Genomic DNA, 24,829 nt, shown 5'->3' on the forward strand with positions numbered 1-24,829 from the left:
CGCCGTGATTGAAAATCGCCTTCGCTCGATCGACAGGAGACGACATGACGCAACGGGACGAAGCGGCGCGCACGCGATGCGTCGCATGGCAGATCGCGCAGACGTGGCAGGCGGGCGAATGGTGCCGGCTCGTCGAGACGCGTGACGGCGTCGATCTGTCGGGAGCGGTCGCCGGCGCGATCGACGGCACGCCGTTTCGCGTCGACTATGCGATCGTGTGCGGCGCCGACTGGCTGACGCGTTCCGTGCGCGTCACGCACTGGCTCGGCGCGGCGCCGGCAACGCAACTCGAGATCGAATGCGACGCGGGGCGCTGGACGATCGACGGCGCCGACGCGCCGGCACTCGCGGGCGCGACCGACATCGATCTCGGCTTCAGTCCATCGACCAATACGCTGCCGATCCGGCGTCTCGGGCTGGCGGTCGGCGCGTCGGCCGTCATTCACACCGCATGGTTGCGCTTCCCGGCGTTCGAGCTCGTGCGCGGCGAGCAGCGCTATACGCGCACGGCACAACGCGTGTACCGCTACGAGAGCGGCATGTATGCGGCCGACATCGCGGTGGACGATGCGGGCCTCGTCACCGATTACGACGAATGGCGGCGGATCGGCGCGACGCATTCGCCGTAACGCGTCGCAGCGGCGGGGCGTCAGCGCGCGTTGGCGACCGTTACCTTGCCGGGAATCAGCTTCAGCGTGCTGAACGCATCGGCGATCTTTTGCTGATACGCGAGCGTCGCATCGGTGATGGGCTGCACGCCGTAGCCGGCCCGCTTGAGCGCGATTTCGAGCGTCGGCGCGTCGAGGCCGACGAGCGGCGACAATTGCGCGGCGACTTCCGGAACATTGTCGCGTCCCCAGCGGTCGACCGCGTCGACTTCGTCGAGCAGCGTGCGCAGCACCTGCGGTTGCGCGGCCGCATACTTGCGTGCGGCAAGGTAGTACTGCGTGTTGCGCACGAGCCCGTCGCCGTTCGCGACCACGCGCGCGCCGAGCTGCCGTTCGGCGGCCGCCAGATACGGATCCCAGATCACCCACGCGTCGACGCTGCGCTGCACGAACGCGGCGCGCGCATCGGCGGGCGTCAGGTAGACCGGCTGGATGTCGGCATACGTGAGGCCCGCATGTTCGAGCGCCTTCACGAGCAGGTAGTGGACGTTCGAACCTTTGTTGAACGCGACCTTCTTGCCGCGCAGCTGCGCGACGCTGCGGATCGGTGAATCGGGCAGCACGACGATCGCCTCGCCGTGCGGCGCGGGCGGTTCGTTGCCGATATAGACGAAATTGACCCCGGCGGCCTGCGCGAAGATCGGCGGCGTCTCGCCGACCGTGCCGACGTCGATCGCGCCGGCGTTCAACCCCTCGAGCAATTGCGGGCCGGCGGGGAACTCGAGCCACTGCACCGCCACGCCCTGGCTCGCGAGCCGTTTCTCGAGCGTGCCGCGCGCCTTGAGCACGACGAAGTTGCCGTATTTCTGGAAGCCGATGCGCAGTCGCTTGTCGCTGCCCTGGGCCCATGCGGGCAGGTCGGCGAGCGGGCCGAGCGCGAGCCCGGCCAGCCCGGCGGCCGCGCCGTGCAGCCAGTGGCGGCGGCGCGGATTGGCCGGGGCAGTTTCAAGTTCTGCGTGCGGTGTGTCGTTCATCGAGGCGTCCTGCTGGCGGGTTCACGGGGCGCGCGGGCGGGCGGCGCAATGGCACGGGAGCACGGGACGCAGCCGTTTGCGGGCGATGCGCATGGCCGGCCCGCGCCGGATTCAGGACGATACGGCCGCGCGGGCCGGCGGCCAACCAACGAATCCGCATATGCAAATCAGCGGCCGGACGATACGTGAACGACGGGGCGGCAGCACGCCGCCGCGCTCACTCGGTGCCGAGCGGGCTTTCCTCGATCGCGTCGACGCGGTCCGGATAGAACGCGAGGTGCGCGCGAATCGATTCGACGGCGGGATTCGGATGCTCGTACGTCCACACCGCGTTGGTCGCGCGTTCGCCGCCGGCGGGGATCGAGTAGTACGCGCAATCGCCCTTGTACGGGCAGTACGTCGCATGGTCGGTCCGTTGCAGCAGCGACATGTCGGCATCCTCGCGCGGAATGTAGAGCACGGCCGGATAGCTGGCCTCGCGCAGCGCCAGCGCGCGGCGCGTGTCGGCGACGGTCTTGCCGGCCACCTTGACCACGACGCGCGACGGATGCGGCTCGATCGTGATCGGATGATCGGGGCCCGGCGACTTCACGGGACGAGAGGGCGTATCGGGGCTGATCGACATCGTGGGTCCTCCAGGAAGGGTCGGCGCGCCGGCAGCGCGCCGTGCCGGAACGTGCGCGCCGGGCGGATCCCCGCGCGCCGGTGCCGGCGTCGGCCAACCGATACGATGCGCCAATTCCGGAGAACCTGCAGGGGGCCGGAAGGCGGCGCGCGGCGGTGCAGGAACTGGCGTGGCGTGGGCCGTCGCTGGGAGGTTCGCTGAAACGTGCGCGGCGCTCGCATGGACGATCCGATGCGGCAGCAGCGGGATGCATCCGCCGCGATAAGCAACGCGGAATTAATTGGTAAGCGATCGGCGGGCGGCGCGCGAAGATCGGCGATCGTCATTCGCATGACCGTCCTGTCCGAGCCACCATGAAGATTCCATTCGCCTCATCCGCCGCGCGTCGTGCGCGGCATCCATCCGTTGCCGTCGTGTCGTTGCGCGCCATGGCCGCGTCGCTGCTCCTTGCCGGCGGATTCACGCACGCGTTCGCCGCGCCGGCCGGCAAGACGCTCGTGTACTGCAGCGAAGGCAGCCCGGCCGGCTTCGATCCGGGCCAGCACACGACCAGCACCGATTTCGACGCGAGCACGTACACGATCTACAACGGGCTCGTGCAATTCAAGCGCGGCACGCTCGATCTCGTCCCGTCGCTCGCGACGAGCTGGGACGTGTCGTCCGACCAGCGCGTCTACACGTTCCACCTGCGGCGCGGCGTGAAGTTCCAGACGACCGCATGGTTCAAGCCGACGCGTCCGTTCCAGGCCGACGACGTCGTGTTCACGTTCGGCCGGATGCTCGACGCCGACAGTCCGTTCCGCAAGGCGTACCCGGTCAGCTTCCCGTACTTCAGCGATCTCGGTTTCGATCGCAACATCGAGCGCATCGAAAAGGTCGATGACGACACGGTGCGCTTCGTGCTGAAGTCGCCCGACGTCGTGTTCGTGCGCAATCTCGCGATGGCGTTCGCGTCGATCCTGTCGGCCGAATATGCGTCGCAGCTGGCCGCACGCCACCGCGAGGCCGACATCAATCAGCTTCCGGTCGGCACCGGGCCGTTCCAGCTGCGTGCGTACCAGAAGGACGCGGTGATCCGCTACGACGCGAACCCCGACTACTGGAAGCCGGACGACGTGAAGCTCGCGCATCTCGTGTTCGCGATCACGCCCGACCCTGCCGCGCGCCTGCAGAAGCTCACGGCCGGCGAGTGCCAGGTGTCGGTGTTCCCGCGGCCGGCCGACCTCGCGACGCTGAAGGCCGATCCGAGCTGACGCCGTTTTCGCAGACCGGGTTCAACGTCGGCTTCGTCGCGTACAACACGCAGCATCCGCCGCTCGATCGCGTCGACGTGCGGCGCGCGCTCGACATCGCGATCGACAAGACGGCGATCATCAAGACGGTGTTCAACGGCGACGCGACGATCGCGACGAACCCGATGCCGCCGACCCAATGGTCGTACAACCCGCGGCTGAAGGACGCGCCGCGCGATCCGGCGACCGCGAAGGCGCTCCTCGCGCAGGCGGGATTCCCGAACGGTTTCGACCTGACGCTGTGGGCGATGCCGGTGCAGCGCCCATACAACCCGAACGCGCAGTTGATGGCGCAACTGATCCAGCAGGACTGGGCGAAGATCGGCGTGCGCGCGAAGATCGTCAGCTACGAATGGGGCGAATACAACCGCCGCGCGAAACGCGACGGGCAGCACGACGCGATCCTGTATGGCTGGTCGGGCGACAACGGCGACCCCGACAACTGGCTCGGCACGCTGCTCGGTTGCGACGCGGTGCACGGCAGCAATCTCGCGAAGTGGTGCAACGCGGATTTCGAGCGGCTCGTCAGCGCGGCGCGCACGAACGCGGACGTCGCGAAACGCACGTCGCTTTACGAGCAGGCGCAGGTCGTGTTCAAGGATCAGGTACCGTTCACGCCGATCGCGACGTCGATCGTGTCGCTACCGATTTCGAAGCGCGTGCACGGGGTGACGTTCTCGCCGCTTGGTGGGCACCGGTTCGATGGGGTGTGGCTGGAGTGAAGCGGGGGAGCCGGCGCGTGTGGGGCGCGCCGGCCCGTGGCGGGAGGCGCGTAGCCGGATTGTCCTGTCAGAAATGCAGGAATGCCGAAAGCCGCGCCAGACACCGCACGCCGCGCACGGCGCGCAGCGCCCGTCACTGCAATGTCACCCCCGGCCCCTTCAGCAAGGCGCTGCGGCGGCCGTCGATGCCCACCGGCACATCGCCGTGAACCGTCGCGCGGCGCACGACGCGGCGCGCATCGCCGTAATCGTTGATCGCATAGTGCTGCGTCGCGCGGTTGTCCCAGATCGCGACGTCGCCTTGCTGCCAGCGCCAGCGCACGGTGTTCTCGAGGCGCGTCACGTGTTCGTGCAGCACCTGCAGCAGATGCGCGGAGTCCTGCGACGACAGCCCCTTGATCTTCTGCACGAAATGCCCGAGCACGAGCGTGCGCTCGCCGGTCTCCGGATGCACACGCACGACCGGATGCTCGGTTTCGTAGACGGTCGACGTGAACACTTCGCGGTAGCGTTTCAGTTGCGTGTCGTCGGCGTGCACGTGCGTCGACGCATAGTCGTAGGCGTTCGTGTGCAGCGCCCACAGCGTGTCGGCGAGTGCGCGCAGCGGCTCCGGCAGGTGCGCATACGCGGTCGCCGTATTGGCCCACACCGTGTCGCCGCCGAACGGCGGAATCACGACCGCGCGCAGGATCGACACCTTCGGATACGCGTCGACGAACGTCACGTCGGTGTGCCAAGAGTTGGCGCGCGCGCCGTGCGCGGAATCGAGTTCGAGCAGTTGCGCGCTGCCGTCCGCCGGCGGCACGGTCGGATGCGCGACGGTGTCGCCGAAGCGACGCGCGAATGCTTCCTGCGCGGCGTCGTCGAGATGGTCCTGGTTGCGGAAGAACAGCACCTTGTGGCGGAGCAGCGCGGCCTGGATCGCGTCGAACGTCGCGTCGTCGAGCGTGCTCGACAGCCGGACGCCGGCGATCTCGGCGCCGATCCGGCCGGCGACCTGGCGCAGCTGAAGCGGGGCGGCGGCCGTGTGCGGCGCGGCGGCGTGCGAAGCATGCGATGACGGGTGAGCGGCATGCTGGACGTCGGACATCGGGAGTCTCCTGGGTCGGGTCGGTCGGGTCTCCATTCAAGCAGGGGCCGCGCGAAACCGGAACCGATGAATCGTCACAACCTTAGTGCGCGTCGTGACGATCGATATGTGTCGTCGTGCTGAGCGATGCGCGCGCGGTATCCGGGAATCCGATCGGCATGCGAAATGCGGAATATTTTCCCTGTCAAATCGGCGGGCACGAAAAGATTGCCGAAAAGCGAGCGCGAATGGCCGGTTTCAAATTTGCCGGGGCGACTCCGATGAATTTGGAAAAAACGGCAAAAAATATCGAATCATCGGCCAACGCAATGATGCGTACCATCGTTGACATTCTTACATCGCGCCCCGACAGGCCTTGCGTTGCGGGCGGGAAAGCGGTAAGCGGTGTGCCCGTATTTCATTGTTGAAGGGCGCCGTCCATAAATACACTCCGACGCTAAATAATTTGAAATCCCCCAAAAAATTATCTATACACTAGACGAAACGGCGTGATTCGCATCGTCTCAAATGCGGCCACGCAACAAAACGCGCGAAGTGCGGCAAATCAGTTGCCATACCCGCGCGTTGCAGCGATCGAAAGGATTCCGGGGGATGCGAACGGCACGATGCACGGGCCGCCGCATGAATCGTGAATGGGCGAACGCCATGCGCCGCCACCGAAGCAACGCAGCGTCTTTACATTCAAGGTCGATCACCGGCCCCGTCACACGGAGGGAGTCATGCTGCAATACGTCAAGTCCTTGTTGCGCGATGAACGGGGCGTCAGTTCGCTCGAATACGCAGTGCTGGCCGGCATCATCGTCGTCGCACTCGCGGCGGTCGGCACGTACCTGAGCGGTACATCAGGCCTGCAGGCCATATTCACATCGCTGATCAACAAGGTCAGCTCACTGATCTGATCTCCTGAACCCGCGCGCCGCCGACGAATACACGGATCCGCAGCGGTACGACGTATCCAGCCGGGGCGCACCGACGGACGGCTCTCCGATGCTCTATCTCGTACAGCTGACGGCCACGCTCGTGCTGGTGTCGATCGCGATGCAGGACCTGCGCGAGCGGCGCGTGTCCAATCGCGCGGTGCTGGCGTTCGCGATGCTGTACGTGATCGCGGCGGCGCTCGTGCGCGAAGGGCTTGCGCCATTCGCCGGCCACGTCGCGACCGCCGCGGCGATGCTGGTGATGTTCGGCGCGCTGCGTCACGCGGGCTGGCTCGGCGGCGGCGACGTGAAGCTGGCCGCGGCGGTATTCCTGTGGGCCGGCCCGCCGCTCGCGTTGCCGGTGCTGACGATCGTCGGCGCGAGCGGCGCCGCGTGCGGCCTCGCGATGCTCGCTGGCGTCGCACGGCAGCGTCGCGTCGCGCCTGCGCACCCGATGGTGACGCGCGGCGTGCCGTACGGCGTCGCGCTTGCGTTCGGCGGCGCGCTGGCCGTCTGGGCGCCGTTTCCTCACGCACTTTCGCTTACCTAGCCAGGGGACGCGCGCCGCCATGCCCAAACCCCTGAGAATGGCCGTGCTGATCATCGCCGCCGGCATCGGTGCGTTCATCCTGCGCCAACTGTATGTTTCCGCGTCGACACCTCCGCCGCCCGGTAACACGGCCGACGTACGCGTGCGGGTCGCCGCGGCGGACCTTCCCGAAGGACTGCTGCTGCGCGACAACGATCTCGCATGGAAACCCATGGCGCGCGCGCAGGTGCCGGCCGGCGCGTTCGTCGAATCGCAACCGGGCGCGGACCTGAAGGGCGCGCTGCTGCGCAGCCGCGTCGAAGCGGGCGCGCCGATCCGCGCGGACAACGTGATTTCGGCGGGCGCGCCGGATTTTCTCGCCGCCGCGCTGCAGCCCGGCATGCGCGCGATCTCGGTGCCGGTCGACGACGTGTCGGGCAACGCGGGGCTGATCCAGCCGGGCGACTTCGTCGACGTGGTGCTCACGCAGCAGATCGGCGGCTCCGCGACGACGCCCGGCACGTTCGAAGCGGAGACGGTCGTGCGGCGCGCGCGCGTGCTCGCGGTCGGCTCGGAATTCCAGCGCGCGAAGGGGGGGCCCGCGAGCGCGCCGGACGCGCCGGTCCGCGCGCGCACGGTCACGCTCGAGGTCGCGCCGCGCACCGCGCAGGTCGTGCTGGTCGCGACGCGCCTCGGTTCGCTGTCGCTCGCACTGCGCAGCTTCGCGACGAGCGACCGCCGCCAGGCGGCGGGCGGCGACGAACAGGAGCCCGATACGCCGCCGGTATGGGCCGGTGACGTATCGCGCGCGGCCCGCGAAGCGGCGCGTGCGCCGGCTGCGCGGACGGATACTGGCACGCGCCCGGCGCAAAGCAACACGGTCGTGATCTATCGCGGCTCGTCGGTCGACGATGGATCGCGCGCCGGCGGCACCGGCACGCCGGGCGTGCCGCCGCTGCCGGCCGGTTGGCCGGGCACGCCTGTTGCACCGGTTGCGCCGGCCGCACCCGTGGGCGGCAATGCGACGGCGGACGCGGCGACGCAAGCGCCGCGGACCACGACGGTGCAGTGATGCAGTGAAGAATCGGGCCGGCCGCCCGGCGGCCGGCCACTGACGGGAAAACGCATGGTGCGCATGGTTCGTTGGATCGCTTTCTGGTGTCTGGCCTGCATCGTCGCGCCGGGCGTCGCGCTCGCGCAGCGCGCGCACGCGGCGGACGCCGGCGCGCCGTTGTCGATCGCGACCGGCAAGGGCGAGATGCTGTCGCTGTCCGAACCCGCGACCGCGATGTTCGTCGCGGATCCGAGCATCGCCGACATCCAGGTGCCGTCGCCGCGCACCGTGTTCGTGTTCGGCAAGAAGGCCGGCACCACCACGCTGATCGCGCTTGGCGCGAACCATCGTCCGATCCTGCGCCGCACGGTGATCGTGCAGGTCGACACCGCGTCGCTGCAGACGGTGCTCGACAGCCGCTTTCCGCAATTGAAGCTGGCGGTGTCCGGCGCGCCGGGCTCGCTGATGGTGTCGGGCAAGGTGCCGAGCGCGGCCGACGCGGACGCCGTGATGCAGTCGCTCGCGCCCTACCTGAACGACAAGGAAAGGATCGTCAATCGGCTCACCCTGTCGCGCCCGATCCAGGTGAACCTGCGCGTGCGCGTGACCGAGGTGAGCCGCAACGTCACGCAGCAGCTCGGCATCAACTGGAGCTCGCTCGGCGCGGCCGGCAATTTCATCGGCGGGCTGTTCAACGGGCGCACGCTGATGGATCCGACGAACCGGCTGTTCAACCTGTCGCCGACCGGCGCGTACTCGGTGCTCGGCGGCTTCCACACAGGGCGCTGGTCGATCGACGTCGTGCTCGACGCGCTCGACCAGGAAGGGCTGATCACGATGCTCGCGGAGCCGAACCTCACAGCGATGTCCGGCCAGACCGCGAGCTTCCTCGCGGGTGGCGAGATTCCGATTCCGGTCGCGCAGGCCGGCAACACGACCGGCGCGATCACGGTCGAGTTCAAGCCGTTCGGCGTGTCGCTCGATTTCACGCCGACCGTGCTGGCCGACAACCGGATCAGCCTGAAGGTGCGCCCGGAAGTGAGCGAGGTCGACGCGAACAACAGCGTGACGACCGGCGGCGTGACGGTGCCGGGGCTCACCGTGCGGCGCGTCGAGACGACGGTCGAGCTGTCGAGCGGGCAGAGCTTCGCGATCGGCGGGCTGCTGCAGAGCCAGACGGCCAATACCGTGTCGCAGATTCCGGGGCTCGGCCGGCTGCCGATCATCGGCCGGCTGTTTTCGTCGAAGAACTTCCAGGACAACAAGACCGAGGTCGTCGTGATCGTGACGCCGTACATCGTGCAGCCGACCGGCCCCGGCCAGCTCGAACAGGCGCTCGACACCGTCGCCCGGCCGAGCAGCGATCTCGAGTTCGCGGTGCAGCGCAATCTCGGGCTCGACCTGATGTCGGGTGAAACGCCGCGCCCCGTCGGCGCCGCGGGCTTCGTGTATTGACCGGAGGAGCGCGCATGCGGGTTCGAACCATCGTTTTCGCTCTGCTGGCGCCCGCGCTTGCAGGCTGCCTGTCGGCGCCGCCGCCGATCAACCTGCCGGATGCCCGCGCGATCGGCTTCGACGGCGTGCGCGCGGTGCCGCCCGACTGCGCGGCGCTGATGCAGCCGTCGCATCTCGTCGACGCGGGCTTCGGGCGGCCCGGCGTGCCGTTCGGCTGCGCAACCTACACGAATCTCGCGACGATGCTCGCGCGGCCGGAAGACCTCGTCGCGCCCGTGCCGTACGGCGGCGCGGACGCGCAAGTCGCGGCCGACGCGGTGCGCCGCTACGTCGAGGATCGCGTGAAGCAGCCGACCCCCGGCAAGACGCTGACGACGACCGGCTCGCCCGGCCATTGACCCGCTCCGGATGACATCGCGATGCCGACCATGAACGTCCTCGATCGCCAGAACGCCAAGCGCGCCGCCTCCGCCGGGGCGGCGGATCTCATCGCGGTCGTGTCGGACGCGGGCAGCGAAGACGTGATCCGCCGCGTCGCGCAGGATCTGTCGATCACGCGCGCCCACGTGCAGGCGGGCAATTGCGACGACGCGATCCGCCTGCTGCAGCAGCACGAGCGTTCGCCGCGCCAGCTGATCGTCGACGTGTCGGATTCGGTGCTGCCGGTGTCCGACCTGATGCGGCTCGCCGAGATGTGCGATCCGTCCGTGCGGGTCGTCGCGATCGGCACGCAGAACGACGTCGGGCTGTTCCGCAACCTGCTCGGCATCGGCGTGCAGGACTACATCGTGAAGCCGCTGACCGTCGAGCTGATGCGGCGCGCGCTGACCGCGACGGAATCGATCGTGCACGCGCGTACCGGCAAGATCGTCAGCTTCGTCGGCGCGCGCGGCGGCGTCGGCGCGACGACGGTCGCGGTGAGCCTCGCGCGCTGCCTGGCGGGCGAGAAGCGCCGCCGTGTCGCGTATGCCGACCTGAACCTTCATGGCGGTGGCGCGAACTCGATGCTCGGGCTGTCGAGCAACAACGGGCTGATCGAATTGCTGAACATGGAGCAGCGCCCCGACGACGCGCTGTTCGACCGCATGTTCGTCACGAAGGGCGACCGCCTGCACGTGCTGTCGGCCGAGCTGGCGTACGGCGAGGACGCGCCGCTGCGCGACGATGCGATCGCGCAGCTCGTCGACATGCTGAAGGACCGCTTCCATTACGTGCTGTTCGACGTGGGCAACCGCGCCGGCAAACTGTTCGAGGACGCATTGGCGGCGTCCGATCTCGTCTATATCGTCGCCGACCGCTCGGTGCATGCCGCATACGAAGCCGCGCGGCTCGCGCGCTTCGTGAAGGAGCTGCCCGGCGAGCGGCTGCTGTCGATGGTGCTGAACAATCCGCTCGAGCCGGTCAAGGGGCGCGTCGCGCAGACCGATTTCGAGGACGCGTTCGGCGGCGTGAAGCTGCGCGAGCTGCCGCACGAGCCGCAGCCGCTCGCGGTCGCCGAGAACCTCGGCGAGCCGATCGAAGGCGGGAAGCGTCGTGGCTTCCTGGACGAAATCCGGCGGCTCGCGAACGGCATCACCGGCGAATCGATGGCCGTCGCCGAGCCGTGGTACGCGCGCTTCGTCAAGTGGAGGAAAGGATCGTGACGTTCGGTACCCGCAAACGGTCGACGCCGGAGCCTGCGCCGGCAGTATCCCCGGCCGCGCCGCGCGACGACGCGCCCGCGCCGGCGCCGGCACCGATCGCGAGCCACGCGCCGCCGCCGCTGCGCGGGGCCGCGGCGGCCGACACGCAGGAGTCGCTGATCCGCTCCGGCAAGTTCGATGCGATCCGCACCGCGGTGTTCTCGTCGATGAACATGTCGGCTGCGTTGATGAAGACGCGCGACGAAGTGCGCGCGGGCATCGAGCAGGTGGCCGCGCACACCGTCGAGCGCGAGCGCCTGAAGATCACGGCGGGCGAGCAGGTGCTGATCGTCGACGCGATCCTGAACGACATGTTCGGCGTCGGGCCGATCGAGCCGCTGCTCGCCGACGACACCGTGTCCGACATCCTCGTGAACGGCCCCGACCAGGTGTACGTCGAGCGCGCGGGTCGGCTTGAACTCACGGCGCTGAAGTTTCGCGACAACGCGCACGTGACGAGCGTCGCGCAGCGGATCGCGGCGGCAGTCGGCCGCCGCGTCGACGAGAGCAGCCCGATGGTCGACGCGCGCCTTGCCGACGGCAGCCGCGTGAACGTGGTGCTGCCGCCGATCGCGATGCGCGGCGCGTCGATCTCGATCCGCAAGTTCGCGAAGCGCGACATCACGCTCGCGCGGATGGCACATCAGGGCAACATCTCGCACGGGATGCTGCAGGTGCTGAAGATCGCGTGCGCGTGCCGGCTGAACATCGTGATCTCGGGCGGCACCGGCTCCGGCAAGACCACGCTGCTGAACGCGCTGTCGCAGCACATCGAGGAGCACGAGCGGATCGTGACGATCGAGGATGCGGCCGAGCTGCAACTGCTGCAGCCGCATGTCGTGAGCCTCGAGACGCGGCCGGAGAATACCGAGGGGCTCGGCGGAATCTCGCAGCGCGACCTCGTGCGCAATGCGCTGCGGATGCGGCCCGATCGCATCATCCTCGGCGAAATCCGCGGCGCGGAGGCATTCGACGTGCTGCAGGCGATGAATACGGGCCACGACGGCTCGATGACGACGATCCACGCGAACACGCCGCGCGATGCGATCAGTCGGCTCGAAAGCATGGTGATGATGGCGAACGCCAATCTGCAGCTGCTGTCGATCCGGCGCCAGATCGCGAGCGCCGTGCACCTGTTCGTGCAGATCGAGCGGATGCGCGACGGCGTGCGCCGCGTGACGCGGATCACCGAGATCGTCGGGATGGAAGGCGAGGTCGTGATCACGCAGGACCTGTTCACGTTCCGCCAGGAAAGCGACACGACGCGCGACGTGGTGAAAGGGGTGTTCGAGGCGTCGTCGCTGCGCCCCGCGTTCGCCCCGCGTGCCGCGTACTACGGCATGGAGGACGCGCTCTCCGAGGTATTCCGGCAATGAGGCCCGCCGACCTGTTCGCGCTCGGCGCATTCGTCGTGATCCTCGTGATCGGCCTCATGCTGTCCGCGCTGCTCGATCGCGCGCGGCAGGGGCCGGAGCAGCGCATTCGCGAGCGGATGCGGCGCCTCGCGCCGTCGCTGGCGGGCCGCGAGGCCGGTGCCAACGCCACGCCCGGCGTCGCGCTGTTCAACCTGCCGCGCCGGCAGGGCCGCGTGCGTGCGTGGCTGCAGCGCTACGTGACGCGCGTGCGCGCGGTCGGCGGCGAGCGCGGGATGCGGATCGTCATCGCCAGCGCGATCGTCGGCGAGATCGCGGCGATCGTCGCGATGAAGCTCGTCGCGCTGCCGAGCATCCTGCATCCGCTGATCTACGTCGGGTTGCCGCTGCTGGCGATGCGCACCAGCTATCGCGCGCTGGTCGAGCGTTTCCGGCTGCGCTTTCTCGAAGCGTTCCCCGACGCGATCGACCTGATCGTGCGCGCGGTGCGCGCGGGCATCCCGGTCACGCAGGCGATCAGCACGGTCGGTGACAGCGCGGCGGAGCCGGTGCGCTCGACGTTCCGCACGATGGGCGACAGCCTGCGCGTCGGCGTGGATCTGAAGGACGTGCTGACGCAGGCGTCGGACCGGCTGATGATCGCGGACTTCTCGTTCTTCACCGTCTACCTGCTGTTGCAGCGCGAGACCGGCGGCAGCCTCGGCGAAACGCTCGACGAATTGTCGAGCATCATCCGCACGCGCCGCGACATCCGCCTGAAGACGCGCGCGTTGACCGCCGAAGGGCGGATCACGACGAAGATCATTTCGGCCGTGCCGTTCGTGATGATCGGCGCGCTGTTCCTCGTGAACCGCTCGTACGTGATGCTGCTGTTCGACACGCACGCGGGACACGTGATGCTGACGATCGCCGCCGTGCTGCTGACGATCGGACTGCTGACGATCAACAAGATCTCGAAACTGGACACCGCGCGATGACGATGTCGATGCTGGCCGCCCGCGGCCTCGAACTGCTGTTGTTGATCGCGTGCGTTGCCGCGGCGCTCGCGACGCCCGGCGGCGGCACGCGCCGGCGCATCGCCGCGCGCGTGCAGCAGGCGGCCGGACAGCGCTCGCTGTCGCTGGCGGCGGGGCGGCTGCAGCCGGGCGAGGTGCGCCAGGACCTGACGCGGCGGCTCGCGCAGCTCGGCGAGCGGCTGCCGGTGCTCGACCCGATGCAGCGCGTGAAGCTCGGGCTGCAGCTCACGCGCGCCGGCTTTCGCGAGCGCCGCGCGGTGTCGGCGATGATCGGCATCAAGCTGAGCTGCGGCGTGCTGTTCGCGGGCTTCGCGATCGTGTTCAGCCCGTACATTCCGCGTCTCGGCGAATTCTTCGTGATCCGTGCGGTGGCGATGGTCGGTGCGTTCGTGATCGGCGTGATCGTGCCCGAGTACGTGCTCGGCGCGATGATCCGGCGGCGCCGGCGCATCATCGCCGCGTGCTTTCCCGATGCGCTCGACCTGCTCGTGATCTGCACGATGGCCGGCAACAGTCTCGCATCGGGCGTGCGGCGCGTCGCCCGCGAACTCCAGCGCATCTGCCCGCCGCTCGCCGACGAGCTGACGGTGTGCGCGGACGAGCTGACGCTGAGCGGCAACGTCTCCGAGGCGCTCGCGCATTTCGCGCTGCGCGTCAATTTTTCGTCGGCGCGCTCGCTCGCCACGACGCTCACGCAATCGCAGCGATTCGGCACGCCGATCACGCAGGCGCTGCGCACGCTGTCGCGCAGCGAGCGCACCGAGCAGGTCGTCGCGCTCGAGGAAAAGGCCGCGAAGCTCGCGCCGAAGATCACCGTGCCGATGATGCTGTTCATCCTGCCGACGGTCGGCCTGATCGCGGCGGGCCCGGCGGCGATCCGCCTGATCGAGGTATTCAAATGACACGATCCGTCATCCGCGCGCTGGCGTTCGCGGCCGTGCTGCCCGTGCTGGCCGGCGGCTGCGCGCCGGGCATCCAGACGAGACCGGCGCTGTCGCAAAAGAGCGACGACCCGCAAGCCGAATTGCGCATTGCCGACAGCGCGCTCTCCGGCGGCAACGTCGAGCTCGCGTCGACGCTGTACGGCAAGGTGCTCGCGCGGCATCCCGATTCGCTCGCGGCGCAGCTGGGGCTCGGCGACGTCAACTACCGGGCCGGCGATCTGGAGCGTGCGCGGATTCTCTATGAGCAGGCACGGCAACAGGCGCCGGCGGATCTCGGGCCGCAGCTCGGGCTTGCGCGCGTCGCGTTGCGGCAGCGCCGGCTCGACGAGGCCGCGCAGCGCTACCGCGACCTGCTGGCCGCGCAGCCGAACCTGCCGCTCGCCGCGCAAGGGCTCGGCACGGTGCTCGACCTGCAGGGCCGCCATGCCGACGCGCAAGCCGTGTATCGCGACGCGCTCAACGCGCATCCGGACGCGCAGGGGCTGCGCATCGACCTCGGGCTGTCGCTCGTGCTGAGCAACCGGCCGCGCGAAGGCGTGAACGTGCTGCTCGACGTGGCCGGCTTGCCCGACGCGCCGTGGCAGGCGCGCCAGAACCTCGCGTTCGCGTACGGCGTGCTCGGCAACACGGATTCGGCGAAGAAGCTGCTGTCCGCGGACCTGCCTGCGTCGGCGGTGGCCGACAACCTGCGCTTCTACCAGGCGGTCCGCGCGCAGCTCGCGGCGCGCCCGGCGGCCGCCGCCGCGCGGCCGTTGACGGGCGCGGCGCTCGAGCGGAGCGTCGTGCCTCCCGCTGCGGGGACCGCAAAATGACACGCGGGGCGAGGGGCGCGCGCCACGCGCGCGGCGTCGTATCCCTCGAGTTCGCGCTGATGCTGCCGTTCCTGTTGATGGTGCTGATCGGCATCATCGACGTGAGCCTGCTGCTGTGCGACAAGGCCGTCATCACGAACGCGAGCCGCGAAGCCGCGCGGGCCGGCGTCGTGCTGCGCGTGCCGATGCTGACCCCGACGCAGATCGCCAACGTCGCGTTGAGCTACACGCAGAACAGCCTGGTCAGCGGCGGCACCGGGACGGTGCCGACCGTGGCCGTGACGCAGGCGAACGGCACGACGGCGGGCACCGCGCTGACGGTGACGGTGACCTACACGTATTCCGGGCTGGTGCTGGGTACGGCGTTGAGCGTGCTGACCGGCCCGATTACGATCTCGGCCAGCTCGGTGATGCTCTATGAATGACGCAGCCGACACGCGCTGCACCGGCCGCGCGTCCGAGCGAGGCTCCGTCGCGCTGTTCTTCCTGATGTTCCTGATTCCGCTGCTGTCGTTCGGCGCGCTGGCGATCGACATCGCGTGGGTCGCCACGGTGCGCAACCAGCTTCAGAACGCCGCCGACGCGGCCGCGCTCGCGGCGGCCGATGCGATGATGTCGCCGACCGGCGGCCCGCTGAACTGGTCGCAGGCCGCGCCGGCGGCGAACGGCGTGATCGCGCGGAATTCGGCGGCGGGCGCGGCGCTGGCGACGGGCACGGTGACGACCGGCTACTGGAACGTGACGCGCAACCCGGCGACGATGCAGCCGACCGCCATCACGCCCGGCGCGTACGACGTGCCGGCGGTGCAGGTCACGGTATCGCGCGCGCCGGGCATCAACGGCGGCTCGATTCCATTGCTGCTCGGCGGGCTGCTGGGCGTGCCCGGCACATCCGGCAGTGCGACCGCGATCGCGGTGCTCGCCGCGCCCGGCGGGGTGGCGGCGGGCGGCCTGTTTCCGATCGCCATCGATCAGTGCGTGTACAACCAGTACTGGAATGCGGCGACCAACCAGCCGCTGATCGATCCGCTGACGGGCCTGCCGTTCCAGTTCTCGATCACCAACGGCCAGACCTATGGCGCGCTGTGCATGGGCGGGCAATGGACGTCGTTCCAGTCGACCGCCACCGACACGACGACGATGGGCGGCCTGATGGTGACCGGCAACCCGACGACGCTCAATATCGGCGACAGCATCTACCTCGCGACCGGCGTGAAGGCGACGCTCTACACGTCGGTGCCGGTCGGCGCGACGGTCGTGCTGCCGGTCGTCACGCAGACGTCGAGCAGCACCTACGTGCCGATCGTCGCGTTCGCGGCGTTCCATATCGACGCGTCGTTTGGCGGCTCGAACAAGTACATCCAGGGCCACTTCGTCGCCGGCGTGAAGCTCACGGGCGTCGCGACCGGCGTCGGGCCGTACTACGGCGTGTACGTGCCGCCGCGGCTCGCGTTGTGAGCGTCGTGAGCGTCGTGCCGCGCGCGCCGCAGCAGCACGAGCAGCGCGAAGAGGGTCACTACCGGGCCGATCTGCGGCCACTCGAGCCACGGGTTCAGGTATTCGAAGATCGGCAGCGCCCACAGCAGCGCGATTGCCGTCTGTTCGCCGCGCAGCCAGCCGTCGCGCCAGCCGATCGCCAGCATGCACGCGATCGCGACCGTGAACCACGCAAGTTCGTAGTGCCATACGTACGGGTTGGCAGCCAGCGTTGCGACCGTCAGCACGGCCGCGCGCACGCGGGTATCGCGTGACCATGCCCATGCGACGCAGGCGGCCGCGATTGCAATCACGGCGATACACGCATGTGCGGCATAGGCGGCGGCGGGCGGCACGCCCGCGAGGCGGAAAGTCGCGAACGGCGTCGGCGACACGAGCCAGAACACGACACCGTGTTCAAGGACGATCAAGCGCGCGAGCCCCGTGCTGGCGACGAACAGGCGCAGCGAGTCGACCCCGCAGACCAGGATGCTCAACGCGACGAACGTGCCCGTGGCGAGCGCGGCCCATGCGATCGTGCGCCACGCGCGCGCCGCGATCAGCACGAACGGGAACAGCAACGCCATCTGCGGCTTGACCGACAGCAGGCCGATGCAGAGGCCGGCCCACATCGGCCGCCGGGCGGCCCAATGGACGGCCAGCGCCGCGCAGGATGCGGTCAGAAACGCGTTCTGCCCGAGCGTCGCGGTGACGAACACGCACGGTGCGGCGGCCAGTGCGAGCGTCGCGGCGCGCCCTGCGGCGGCCATCGAGCCGAGGCCGGATACGCGCGACGCAGCGAGGCCGAGCACGACGACGCCGAACGCGACGAACAGCGGATAGCCGAGCGCAAAGGGCAGCAGCGCCAGCGGCGTCACGAGCAGCAGATAAGTAGGCGGGTACAGCCACGGTGCGAAGCTGTCACGACGAAAGTGGGTGAACAGCTCGGCCGTCAGCCGCGAGAATGACGAGAAATCGTACGCCTGCGCCGGCGTACCGTGCAGCATCACGTAGGACGCGGACCAGAACACCGAGAAGTCGGCGCCGGGGCGCCCCACGGCGCCGCCGTGGCGCACGACGGTCGTCCAGACCGCGATGAACAGCGCGTAGAACACCAGCATCATTGCGCTGTACAGGACGAGGCGCCGCGGCGTGAGCCATTCGCCGACTGCGCGCGGCGCCGAGCGTAGCGATTGGCTGGAAATGTCCAATTGCCGCGGCCCGGTTTACTTGAACGACGCCTTGCGGGCGGCGGGGCCGGCGGCGGCCGGTATCGTCGTCCGGCGGCGGGTCGCGTGCGTGCGCTTGAGCGGGAACTGCAGCAGCTTCGATGCGGGCTGCGCGGCGGCGTCGCGCTCGGCCCGGTAGCGCCGCCTGACGAGATAGACTGGGCGCTGCTTGGACTCGTGATAGATCCGGCCGAGGTATTCGCCGATCACGCCGATGCCGATCAGCTGGATGCCGCCGACGAACAGCACGACCGAAATCAGCGATGGGTAGCCGTGCACCGGATTGCCGAAGAACAGCGTGCGTACGACGATGAACGCGCCGTACACGAGCGACAGCATCGCGAACGTGATGCCGACGTAGGTCCACACGCGCAGCGGCACCGTGCTGAAGCTCGTGATGCCCTCGAGCGCGAAATTCCAGCGCCGCCACCCGGAGAACTTCGAGCGGCCGCCGCTGCGCGGCGCCCGCGTGTATTCGATGATCGCGGTGCGAAAGCCGACCCACGCGAACAGCCCCTTCATGAACCGTCGCCGCTCCGGCAGCGCGCGCAGCGCATCGACGACCTCGCGATCCATCAGGCGGAAATCGCCGACGTTTTCCGGCATCTCCACCTCGGACAGCGCGTTGTGCACGCGATAGTAGAGCGCCGCCGCCGCGCGCTGCAGGTAGGGATCGCACAGCCGGTCGGTGCGTTTCGCGGCGACGACCTCGGCGCCGCCGCGCCAGCGTTCGATCATCGCGGGAATCAGCGCGGGCGGGTCCTGCAGGTCGGCGTCGATCAGGATCACCGCGGCGCCGGCCGCCTCGTCGAGGCCCGCGGTGAGCGCCGCTTCCTTGCCGAAGCGGCGCGTGAGATCCACGACGTGCACGCGCGCATCGCCGGCGGCGATCGCGAGCAGCCGGTCGAGCGTGCGATCGCGGCTGCCGTCGTTGATGCAGACGAGCTCGAAGCGGACCGCGGCGACCGACTCCAGAATGGGCAGCGTTTCGGCAAAGAACGCGTCGATCGTTTCCTCTTCGTCATGAAATGGCACGACGAGTGAGATCAGCGGCTTCCTGGCTTGCGTGGACATCCTGCGGGCTCCCGAGAGATCCGGCCTGCGCTGCACCGTGTGATTCCGGTTGTTTTCTGCCGAACGGGCGTGGCCCGGTTCGGCGCGACGTCGGTTCCGGCCTGCTTGTCCACCGCGGACCGGACGTAGGTGTTGTGTCCATTGTATGCAGGGAATCGCCGATTCGTAACACGTATCGGCGGATTTGCACGGCGTGGCGAAGGGCTTGCCGGGGAAACACCGGGTGGCCCCCGGCGGCGGACCGTGCGCGACGGCGCTAGGATGGCGTTTTCAATGCCGAAGGAGCGCGCGGTGCAAGTTCACGATCTGACAGGTGCGCCGCTTGATTTCTGGGTGGCGATGGCGGAAAACCTCGGCGCGCCGCGCGTCGACGCCGGCGGCTGCACGATCATTCGCGAGCCGGGCGGCACGCCGGTGCCGTACGCGCCGTCGGCTTCATGGGCGGACGGCGGCCCGCTCGTCGAGCGTTTGCCGTTCGGCGTGTTCGAACGCGACGGCGGGCACGGCGCATGGCGCGCGGTGCTGCATCGGGCGGTGCCGGCGGCGGGCGAGCGCTGCACGTTCAATCAGTCGGGGCCGACGCTGCTGATCGCCGCGATGCGCACGCTGGTTGCGTCGACGTTCGGCGACGACGTGCCCGATCTCGACATGTCGACGCCGCGCTGAGTGTGCGCGCAACCGGTTACGCGGCCGACAGGTTGCGCACCGCGATCGACGCGACGTCGACGCGCTTCGGCAGGATCGCGTCCGCAGCCGCGCGATCGGCGACACGTTGCAGCACGTCGATGTCCGCACCGGTGACGCCGCGCTGCGCGAGCGCCGCCCGGCGGGCGATATCGGCGGCCGCATCGCGCGGCAGGCGCGTGAGCGATGCGTAGACGCTCGCGTAGTCGGCCGGATGCGCGAGCGCCCATTGGCCGGCACGGGTGAGCCGCGCAAGCACGTCCGACAGCGCCGCGCGCTTCGATCGATCGTCGAGCGTGTCGACCGGCGACGTGAGGAACGCCAGCCCCGAATTGATCCCGCTGCCGTCGCGCACGATACGCGCGCCGCGCCGCACCACGTTGCCGTAGTAAGGATCGAAGGTCGCCCAGATGCCGATCTGCTTCGCCTCGAATGCGGCGAACGCGTCGACCGGCAGCACGAAGCGCACGTCGACGTCGCCCGGTGCGAGGCCGTGTTCGCGCAGCGCGCCGTACAACTGGTATTGCGAGATGCTGCCGCGCGCCGACGACACGACGACGGTGCGCCCCTTCAGGTCGGCGACCGTGCGCACCGGCGAATCGGGCTGCACGACGATGCCGAGCGACGTGGGCGAGCCCACGCGCGTCGCGACGATCCGCAGCGCCGGATCGCCGAGCGCGGCCGTCAGCACGGGCAGGTCGCCGGCCGGCGCGAGATCGATCGCGCCCGCGCGCTGCGCTTCGAACAGTGGCGCGGCGCCCTGGAAATTCGCCCAGCGAAACCGGTACGGCACGCCGTCGAGCACGCGCGCGGCCTCGGCCAGCGCGCGCAGGCCGCCGGCCTGATCGCCGAGCACCAGCGTGACGTTCGACAGGTCCGGGCCGGCCGCGCGGGCGGGCAATGCGGCGGCGCCCGCAAGCGGTGCGGCGGCGAGAGCGGCCACACGCAGCAACGCGCGGCGGCGGGCAGGGGCGGAGGGCGAAGTCATCGATGGCGGTCCTCGGTGATCCGCGCGCGGGCCGCGCGGCTGCCGGGCAGATTACGGAATCGGTTTCGCGCCGGCAAACATCGAATCGCGCAATGCTTATTCGTGCGACGAGGAAATGGCGGCGGGGGAAGATACGGCGCTAGGCTGCCGCGGGGACGGTGCGCAGGAACGCGCGTACGGCGGGCGCCTTCTCGAAGCGCCGGTGCGCGAGCGCGAGTTCGGACGTGATCGGCTTGCCGGCGATCGGCCGGTACACGACGCCCGGCAACGATACGCAGCCGGCGAGCGCGTCCGGAATCACCGCGACCCAGCCGTTGACCGACACGCACGCGAGCACCGCGAGCAAGCCGCCCGGCCGCGCGGCGATCACCGGCGCGAAGCGGCCGCGGCGGGCGACTTCGAGCGTGCCGCGCTCCTGCTCGGGCACCGCGAAGCGTGCGTCGGCGAGATCGGCGGCGCGCACTGTGGGCATCGACGCGTAGCGTGAATCGGCCGGCACGGCCGCGACGAACACGTCGCGCTGCAGCGTGACGATCCGCAGCCCGCCCGGCAGCGGCAATGGCGGGCGCACGTATGCGAGATCGAGCCGGCCCGAGTCGAGCTGCTTCGCGACGTCGTCCATCGGCACTTCCCGCAGGTTCAGGTCGATGCGAGGGTGCGCAGCGCGAAACGCGCCGACCGTGCGCTGCAGCGCGCCCGAATAGACGGCCGACGACACATAGCCGATTTCGATGCGACCGAGTTCGCCGCGCTCGGCCAGCATCGCGAGTTCGCGGCCGCGCTGAAGATGCTCGAGCGCGGCGCTCGCCTCGGCGAGAAACGCAACGCCTGCCGCCGTCAGCGTGACCGCGCGGCGCGAGCGCTGGAACAGCCGCACGCCGAGCAGCCGCTCGGCCTCCTGGATCTGCCGCGTGAGCGCGGGCGGCGCCATGTCGAGCGCGTCGGCCGCGCGGGCGAAATGCAGATGCTGCGCGACGCTAAGGAACGCGCGCACATGACGGAATTCGAGCGGATTCATGATTGCAATTTTCGTCAATAAAACTGCATGGACGTATCAATGACAGGCAATACGAGCCCAGCCTAGCATACGACTCGTTCCTCTTGCTCCGGATCTGTCGATGTCCCAGCCTTCCTCCGCCTCGCGCGCCGCCGCGCCCGCGAGCCCCCGCCTGCCGGCCGCCGCGACGCTCGCGGTCGCGTCGGCGACGTGCTCGCTGATCGTGCTCGACACGAACGTCGTCGCGGTGTCGCTGCCGAGCATCGCGCGCGGCTTCCATGCGAGCTTCGCCGACATCGAATGGGTCGTGAGCGCCTACATGACCGCGTTCGCCGCGTGCCTGCTGCCGGCCGGCGGGCTCGCGGACCGCTTCGGGCGCAAGCGCATGCTCGGCGCGGGGCTCGCGCTCTTTTCGCTCGCGTCGCTCGGTTGCGGGCTCGCGCCGTCGGCCGGCTGGCTGATCGCCGCGCGCGCGGTGAAGGGCGGCGGGGCCGCGCTGCTGCTGACGGCCGCGCTCGCGGTGATCGCGAACCGCTTTCCGGACGGGCGCGAACGGGCCCGCGCGTGGGCGATCTGGGGGATGTGCATGGGGATCGCGACGGCTGTCGCGCCGCTCGTCGGCGGCGCGATCACGCAGTGGATCGGCTGGCGCTGGGTATTCCTGCTGAACCTGCCGGTGTGTGCGCTGCTCGCGGCCGGCGCGCGCGTCGCGATCGACGAGTCGCGCGATCCGCACGCGAAACGGGTGGACGCCGCCGGCAGCGTGCTGTTCGGCGCGGCGCTCGCGTGCGCGATCGCCGCGCTGATCGATGCGCCGTCGCACGGCTGGCTGTCGGGCGAGACGCTCGGCCGGTTCGCGCTCGCCGCCGCGCTGCTGGCCGCGTTCGTCGGCGCGGAGCGCTGGCAGGCGCGGCCGATGATCGATCTCGCGCTGTTTCGCCAGCCGCGCTTCGTCGGCGCCGTGCTCGCGATGTTCGGCTATGCGGCGTGCGCGCAGGTGATGATGACGTTTCTGCCGCTGTACCTGCAGAACGCGTTCGGGATGTCGGCGATCGACGCGGGGCTCGGGATGCTGCCGTTCGCGGTCGCGATGATCGGCGGGCCGTCGCTGGGCGGCATGCTCGCCGCGCGCGTGTCGCCTGGCGGCGTGCTGGCGGGCGGGCTCGCACTGATCGGCGCGGGCAATCTCGCGACCGCGGTGCTGACGGCCAGCGGCGACTACCGGCTCGTCGCGCTCGGCATGTTCGTGACGGGCTGCGGCGCCGGCATCATGAACGGCGACACGCAGAAGGCGATCATGGCGTGCGTGCCGCCGAACCGCACCGGGATGGCGTCGGGCATCAGCACGACGACCCGCTTCTCGGCGATCGTGACGGCCGTCGGCGTGCTCGGCGCGGTGCTGGCCGCCAGTACGCACGCGCAGCTCGACCGGCTGCTGTCGGCCGCACCGGGCGTGCGGGCATTCGTCGATGCGCCGTTCATGTCGAGCCTGCTGGCCGGCGATCTCGCGCAGGCGCTCGCGCACGTGCCGCCGTCGGCCGCGCGCACGCTCGCGGAAGCGGCGCCCGTAGCCTTCGCGAGCGGATTCGCTACCGCGCTGACGGTGAGCGGTGTGCTCGCGCTCGTCGCCGCTGTCGTTGCGTACAAGTTGCTTGCGCAACCGATGCGTGATGCGTGAGGTGGGTGGTGGTGCTGGCGACACCGCGCGCCGGCGCGCCGCGCGCGATTTCAGCGGGACTCAGTGCGACTTCGTCGCGATCCGATGGATGCGCGCCGCGCGCGCGGGGTGCGGCCGCTGCGAGGTGCCGCAATGCGTCGCCTGCCGCCGGCGGACGCGTCGGGTGGGCTCGGGCGGCTCGTCGACCACCGGCGCAACCGTTCGCGCGTTCCCGTCCGCGCCCACGCTCGCGGCAACCGCCGTGACATCCGGCAGCGCAGCTTCCACATCGAGCCAGCCGCGCGTCGCTTCGGCGATCAACGTGCGCAGCCACCGCACGCCGTCGACGCACGGCCCCGACTCGTTCCACGTCATCCGGTACACGATGTCCGGCGGCTCGGCCGGCAGCGCGACCGCGCCGAGCGGCAGCAGCTTCGCGTAGTGGCGCGCGAGCCGATACGTGGTGGTCAGGATCAGGTCGGAGCGCACGAGCGCATGCGCGGCGAGTTCGAAATGCGGGAGCGTGACGACGATCCGCCGCTGCAGGCCGACGCGTTCGAGCTGCAGATCGATCGCGCCGGACGCTTCGAGCCACGACGGCGTCGGGCACAGCTGCGCCGCCTGCGCGAATTCGGCGGCCGTCATCGCGCCGCGCCGCGCGAGCGGATGCGTCGCGCGCATCAGGCACACGACGCGATCGTCGAACAGATCGTCCTGCCGGAACCGCGACGAACGGGCAGGGCGATTGTCGATCACGACGTCGAGTTCGCCGTCGGCGAGCGCACGTTCGTCGTCGAAACCGTCGCCGAGCGGATGGAACACGAGCTGCGCGTTCGGCGCGCGTTCGCGGAACAGCGCGACGAGCTTCGGCACGAACAGCACGTTCAGATAATCGGGGCAGCCGATCCGGTAGGTGCGCACGGAGGTGCGCGCGTCGAAGGTCGGCTGCTGGATGCGGATGAAGTCGATCACGCGCAGCGCATTGCGCAGCGGCTCGATCAGCCGCGCGCCGAACTCGGTCGGCACCATGCCGTAGCGGCTGCGCACCAGCAGCGGATCGCCGAGCAGCGTGCGCAGCCGCTTGAGCGCGGCGCTCGTCGCCGGCTGCGACATGTTCAGCCGCACGGCCGCGCGCGACACGGTGCGCTCGGTGAGCAGCACGAGCAGGATGCGCATCAGCCGCGCGTCCAGTACGTCGAGCGCGCCCGTTGCGTCGGACGCGTCGCGGGGCAGGCCGTGCGGCTCCGGTGCATCCCGCATGTCGCTACGCGCGCCCGCGGCCCGTCATTTGACGAAGGTGCCCGACGATCCGTCTCGGACGCGGCGGGCGTCCGCGCCGATCGATCCCGGGCCGATGGATGGCTTCCAGTCGCACGCGTTGTCTCCTTCCATGTTCGGCGGCGCGAACCGGCAGCGTGTGCACGCAGCGCGGGGCTCGGCCACCGTGGACGTTATGTGTCGGATTTGCTGGCGAGTATGGGTCGGCGCCGCGACGATGGGAAATTAAATATTCGTCTGGCCGTCAGTTGGAAAATGAATGGGGCGGGACGAGTATCGGCGCGCCGGCGTCC

Annotated in this window: 25 protein-coding genes and 1 pseudogene; 18 read left to right on the forward strand and 8 right to left on the reverse strand. The window is 69.7% G+C overall.

Translation table 11 applies throughout. From position 1 onward, the window contains the following. The first annotated feature begins 44 nt into the window (after positions 1-44). Positions 45-629: a putative glycolipid-binding domain-containing protein gene (locus tag ACP26O_RS26685; RefSeq protein WP_175663010.1), complete on the forward strand. Its 585-nt coding sequence runs from the start codon at positions 45-47 to the stop codon at positions 627-629. 20 nt (positions 630-649) lie between these two features. Here ACP26O_RS26685 and ACP26O_RS26690 read toward each other — a convergent pair whose 3' ends face one another. Both ACP26O_RS26690 and ACP26O_RS26695 read right to left on the reverse strand, forming a co-directional pair. Beyond that, complete coding sequence (locus ACP26O_RS26690; RefSeq protein WP_175701229.1) at positions 650-1,642, reverse strand: sulfonate ABC transporter substrate-binding protein; 993 nt, start codon at positions 1,640-1,642, stop codon at positions 650-652. A gap of 217 nt (positions 1,643-1,859) precedes the next feature. Then, on the reverse strand, positions 1,860-2,267 hold the full coding sequence (locus tag ACP26O_RS26695) for a DUF427 domain-containing protein (RefSeq protein ID WP_175663008.1): 408 nt from the start codon (positions 2,265-2,267) through the stop codon (positions 1,860-1,862). A gap of 219 nt (positions 2,268-2,486) precedes the next feature. Here ACP26O_RS26695 and ACP26O_RS26700 point away from each other — a divergent pair, with 219 nt between their 5' ends. Beyond that, complete coding sequence (locus tag ACP26O_RS26700) at positions 2,487-2,624, forward strand: hypothetical protein (RefSeq protein ID WP_175663007.1); 138 nt, start codon at positions 2,487-2,489, stop codon at positions 2,622-2,624. Then, positions 2,621-4,281: pseudogene (locus tag ACP26O_RS26705) on the forward strand (ABC transporter substrate-binding protein). The gene ACP26O_RS26700 and the pseudogene ACP26O_RS26705 overlap by 4 nt, the downstream one beginning before the upstream one ends. A gap of 133 nt (positions 4,282-4,414) precedes the next feature. Here ACP26O_RS26705 and ACP26O_RS26710 read toward each other — a convergent pair. After that, positions 4,415-5,371, reverse strand: a complete 957-nt coding sequence (locus ACP26O_RS26710) for a TauD/TfdA dioxygenase family protein (protein WP_175663005.1) — start codon at positions 5,369-5,371, stop codon at positions 4,415-4,417. Positions 5,372-5,487: 116 nt separating this feature from the next. Between ACP26O_RS26710 and ACP26O_RS26715 the strand changes: the two genes are divergently transcribed. From ACP26O_RS26715 to ACP26O_RS26775, 13 genes are all read left to right on the forward strand, one after another. Next, a complete protein-coding gene (locus ACP26O_RS26715) occupies positions 5,488-5,778 on the forward strand; it encodes a hypothetical protein (RefSeq protein ID WP_175659492.1) in 291 nt (96 codons plus the stop codon). A gap of 312 nt (positions 5,779-6,090) precedes the next feature. Then, entirely contained in the window at positions 6,091-6,270 is a 180-nt protein-coding gene (locus ACP26O_RS26720) for a Flp family type IVb pilin (protein ID WP_011658445.1), read from the forward strand. An 88-nt stretch (positions 6,271-6,358) separates the two neighbouring features. After that, positions 6,359-6,838: an A24 family peptidase gene (locus ACP26O_RS26725; RefSeq protein WP_175659491.1), complete on the forward strand. Its 480-nt coding sequence runs from the start codon at positions 6,359-6,361 to the stop codon at positions 6,836-6,838. A 19-nt stretch (positions 6,839-6,857) separates the two neighbouring features. Next, positions 6,858-7,889, forward strand: a complete 1,032-nt coding sequence (cpaB, locus tag ACP26O_RS26730) for a Flp pilus assembly protein CpaB (protein WP_175663004.1) — start codon at positions 6,858-6,860, stop codon at positions 7,887-7,889. Between the two features lie 54 nt (positions 7,890-7,943). Then, positions 7,944-9,326: a type II and III secretion system protein family protein gene (locus ACP26O_RS26735; protein WP_126225147.1), complete on the forward strand. Its 1,383-nt coding sequence runs from the start codon at positions 7,944-7,946 to the stop codon at positions 9,324-9,326. A gap of 14 nt (positions 9,327-9,340) precedes the next feature. Further along, positions 9,341-9,724 (forward strand): CpaD family pilus assembly lipoprotein, encoded by a 384-nt coding sequence (locus ACP26O_RS26740; protein WP_006755785.1) that lies wholly within the window; start codon positions 9,341-9,343, stop codon positions 9,722-9,724. A gap of 21 nt (positions 9,725-9,745) precedes the next feature. Next, entirely contained in the window at positions 9,746-10,969 is a 1,224-nt protein-coding gene (locus ACP26O_RS26745) for an AAA family ATPase (RefSeq protein ID WP_175663003.1), read from the forward strand. Further along, the gene (locus ACP26O_RS26750; RefSeq protein ID WP_165752842.1) at positions 10,966-12,384 is read left to right on the forward strand and encodes a CpaF family protein; all 1,419 of its coding nucleotides are present in this window, start codon (positions 10,966-10,968) and stop codon (positions 12,382-12,384) included. The genes ACP26O_RS26745 and ACP26O_RS26750 overlap by 4 nt, the downstream gene beginning before the upstream one ends. Continuing rightward, positions 12,381-13,358, forward strand: a complete 978-nt coding sequence (locus tag ACP26O_RS26755; protein ID WP_126225151.1) for a type II secretion system F family protein — start codon at positions 12,381-12,383, stop codon at positions 13,356-13,358. The genes ACP26O_RS26750 and ACP26O_RS26755 overlap by 4 nt, the downstream gene beginning before the upstream one ends. Beyond that, on the forward strand, positions 13,355-14,299 hold the full coding sequence (locus ACP26O_RS26760) for a type II secretion system F family protein (protein ID WP_105831472.1): 945 nt from the start codon (positions 13,355-13,357) through the stop codon (positions 14,297-14,299). Before ACP26O_RS26755 ends, ACP26O_RS26760 begins: the two co-directional genes overlap by 4 nt. Continuing rightward, on the forward strand, positions 14,296-15,153 hold the full coding sequence (locus ACP26O_RS26765) for a tetratricopeptide repeat protein (protein ID WP_175663002.1): 858 nt from the start codon (positions 14,296-14,298) through the stop codon (positions 15,151-15,153). Before ACP26O_RS26760 ends, ACP26O_RS26765 begins: the two co-directional genes overlap by 4 nt. Continuing rightward, the gene (locus tag ACP26O_RS26770) at positions 15,150-15,578 is read left to right on the forward strand and encodes a TadE/TadG family type IV pilus assembly protein (RefSeq protein WP_006755604.1); all 429 of its coding nucleotides are present in this window, start codon (positions 15,150-15,152) and stop codon (positions 15,576-15,578) included. Before ACP26O_RS26765 ends, ACP26O_RS26770 begins: the two co-directional genes overlap by 4 nt. Next, complete coding sequence (locus tag ACP26O_RS26775) at positions 15,571-16,611, forward strand: TadG family pilus assembly protein (RefSeq protein ID WP_175663001.1); 1,041 nt, start codon at positions 15,571-15,573, stop codon at positions 16,609-16,611. Before ACP26O_RS26770 ends, ACP26O_RS26775 begins: the two co-directional genes overlap by 8 nt. Here ACP26O_RS26775 and ACP26O_RS26780 read toward each other — a convergent pair. Both ACP26O_RS26780 and ACP26O_RS26785 read right to left on the reverse strand, forming a co-directional pair. Then, positions 16,575-17,840, reverse strand: coding sequence for a glycosyltransferase family 87 protein (locus tag ACP26O_RS26780; protein WP_175663000.1), 1,266 nt, complete (start codon positions 17,838-17,840; stop codon positions 16,575-16,577). The genes ACP26O_RS26775 and ACP26O_RS26780 overlap by 37 nt on opposite strands. A gap of 15 nt (positions 17,841-17,855) precedes the next feature. Further along, positions 17,856-18,932, reverse strand: a complete 1,077-nt coding sequence (locus tag ACP26O_RS26785) for a glycosyltransferase family 2 protein (RefSeq protein WP_175662999.1) — start codon at positions 18,930-18,932, stop codon at positions 17,856-17,858. A gap of 291 nt (positions 18,933-19,223) precedes the next feature. Here ACP26O_RS26785 and ACP26O_RS26790 point away from each other — a divergent pair, with 291 nt between their 5' ends. Continuing rightward, positions 19,224-19,598, forward strand: coding sequence for a phage protein NinX family protein (locus tag ACP26O_RS26790; protein WP_175662998.1), 375 nt, complete (start codon positions 19,224-19,226; stop codon positions 19,596-19,598). Positions 19,599-19,614: 16 nt separating this feature from the next. On the opposite strand, the gene ACP26O_RS26795 is transcribed toward ACP26O_RS26790, so the two are convergent. Continuing rightward, positions 19,615-20,604 (reverse strand): ABC transporter substrate-binding protein, encoded by a 990-nt coding sequence (locus ACP26O_RS26795; protein ID WP_175662997.1) that lies wholly within the window; start codon positions 20,602-20,604, stop codon positions 19,615-19,617. A gap of 139 nt (positions 20,605-20,743) precedes the next feature. Next, positions 20,744-21,622: a LysR family transcriptional regulator gene (locus tag ACP26O_RS26800; RefSeq protein ID WP_175662996.1), complete on the reverse strand. Its 879-nt coding sequence runs from the start codon at positions 21,620-21,622 to the stop codon at positions 20,744-20,746. A gap of 100 nt (positions 21,623-21,722) precedes the next feature. On the opposite strand from ACP26O_RS26800, the gene ACP26O_RS26805 reads away from it, so the two are divergent. Next, complete coding sequence (locus ACP26O_RS26805) at positions 21,723-23,279, forward strand: MFS transporter (RefSeq protein WP_175662995.1); 1,557 nt, start codon at positions 21,723-21,725, stop codon at positions 23,277-23,279. 60 nt (positions 23,280-23,339) lie between these two features. Here the strand turns inward: ACP26O_RS26805 and ACP26O_RS26810 are convergent, their stop codons facing one another. Beyond that, the gene (locus tag ACP26O_RS26810) at positions 23,340-24,518 is read right to left on the reverse strand and encodes a LysR family transcriptional regulator (protein ID WP_175662994.1); all 1,179 of its coding nucleotides are present in this window, start codon (positions 24,516-24,518) and stop codon (positions 23,340-23,342) included. Positions 24,519-24,829 lie beyond the last annotated feature (311 nt).

Source organism: Burkholderia sp. R-40 (assembly GCF_049942845.1).
GTDB lineage: Bacteria > Pseudomonadota > Gammaproteobacteria > Burkholderiales > Burkholderiaceae > Burkholderia > Burkholderia ambifaria.

Bases quoted from the DNA above. Each gene is read 5' to 3' on its own strand.
- ACP26O_RS26740 (WP_006755785.1), top strand. From the start codon at position 9,341: ATGCGGGTTCGAACCATCGTTTTCGCTCTGCTGGCGCCCGCGCTTGCA.
- ACP26O_RS26710 (WP_175663005.1), bottom strand. From the start codon at position 5,371: ATGTCCGACGTCCAGCATGCCGCTCACCCGTCATCGCATGCTTCGCAC.
- ACP26O_RS26700 (WP_175663007.1), top strand. From the start codon at position 2,487: ATGGACGATCCGATGCGGCAGCAGCGGGATGCATCCGCCGCGATAAGC.
- ACP26O_RS26770 (WP_006755604.1), top strand. From the start codon at position 15,150: ATGACACGCGGGGCGAGGGGCGCGCGCCACGCGCGCGGCGTCGTATCC.
- ACP26O_RS26755 (WP_126225151.1), top strand. From the start codon at position 12,381: ATGAGGCCCGCCGACCTGTTCGCGCTCGGCGCATTCGTCGTGATCCTC.
- ACP26O_RS26685 (WP_175663010.1), top strand. From the start codon at position 45: ATGACGCAACGGGACGAAGCGGCGCGCACGCGATGCGTCGCATGGCAG.
- ACP26O_RS26720 (WP_011658445.1), top strand. From the start codon at position 6,091: ATGCTGCAATACGTCAAGTCCTTGTTGCGCGATGAACGGGGCGTCAGT.
- ACP26O_RS26745 (WP_175663003.1), top strand. From the start codon at position 9,746: ATGCCGACCATGAACGTCCTCGATCGCCAGAACGCCAAGCGCGCCGCC.
- ACP26O_RS26800 (WP_175662996.1), bottom strand. From the start codon at position 21,622: ATGAATCCGCTCGAATTCCGTCATGTGCGCGCGTTCCTTAGCGTCGCG.
- ACP26O_RS26695 (WP_175663008.1), bottom strand. From the start codon at position 2,267: ATGTCGATCAGCCCCGATACGCCCTCTCGTCCCGTGAAGTCGCCGGGC.
- ACP26O_RS26760 (WP_105831472.1), top strand. From the start codon at position 13,355: ATGACGATGTCGATGCTGGCCGCCCGCGGCCTCGAACTGCTGTTGTTG.
- cpaB (WP_175663004.1), top strand. From the start codon at position 6,858: ATGCCCAAACCCCTGAGAATGGCCGTGCTGATCATCGCCGCCGGCATC.
- ACP26O_RS26805 (WP_175662995.1), top strand. From the start codon at position 21,723: ATGTCCCAGCCTTCCTCCGCCTCGCGCGCCGCCGCGCCCGCGAGCCCC.
- ACP26O_RS26735 (WP_126225147.1), top strand. From the start codon at position 7,944: ATGGTGCGCATGGTTCGTTGGATCGCTTTCTGGTGTCTGGCCTGCATC.
- ACP26O_RS26765 (WP_175663002.1), top strand. From the start codon at position 14,296: ATGACACGATCCGTCATCCGCGCGCTGGCGTTCGCGGCCGTGCTGCCC.
- ACP26O_RS26690 (WP_175701229.1), bottom strand. From the start codon at position 1,642: ATGAACGACACACCGCACGCAGAACTTGAAACTGCCCCGGCCAATCCG.
- ACP26O_RS26725 (WP_175659491.1), top strand. From the start codon at position 6,359: ATGCTCTATCTCGTACAGCTGACGGCCACGCTCGTGCTGGTGTCGATC.
- ACP26O_RS26810 (WP_175662994.1), bottom strand. From the start codon at position 24,518: ATGCGGGATGCACCGGAGCCGCACGGCCTGCCCCGCGACGCGTCCGAC.
- ACP26O_RS26775 (WP_175663001.1), top strand. From the start codon at position 15,571: ATGAATGACGCAGCCGACACGCGCTGCACCGGCCGCGCGTCCGAGCGA.
- ACP26O_RS26785 (WP_175662999.1), bottom strand. From the start codon at position 18,932: ATGTCCACGCAAGCCAGGAAGCCGCTGATCTCACTCGTCGTGCCATTT.
- ACP26O_RS26795 (WP_175662997.1), bottom strand. From the start codon at position 20,604: ATGACTTCGCCCTCCGCCCCTGCCCGCCGCCGCGCGTTGCTGCGTGTG.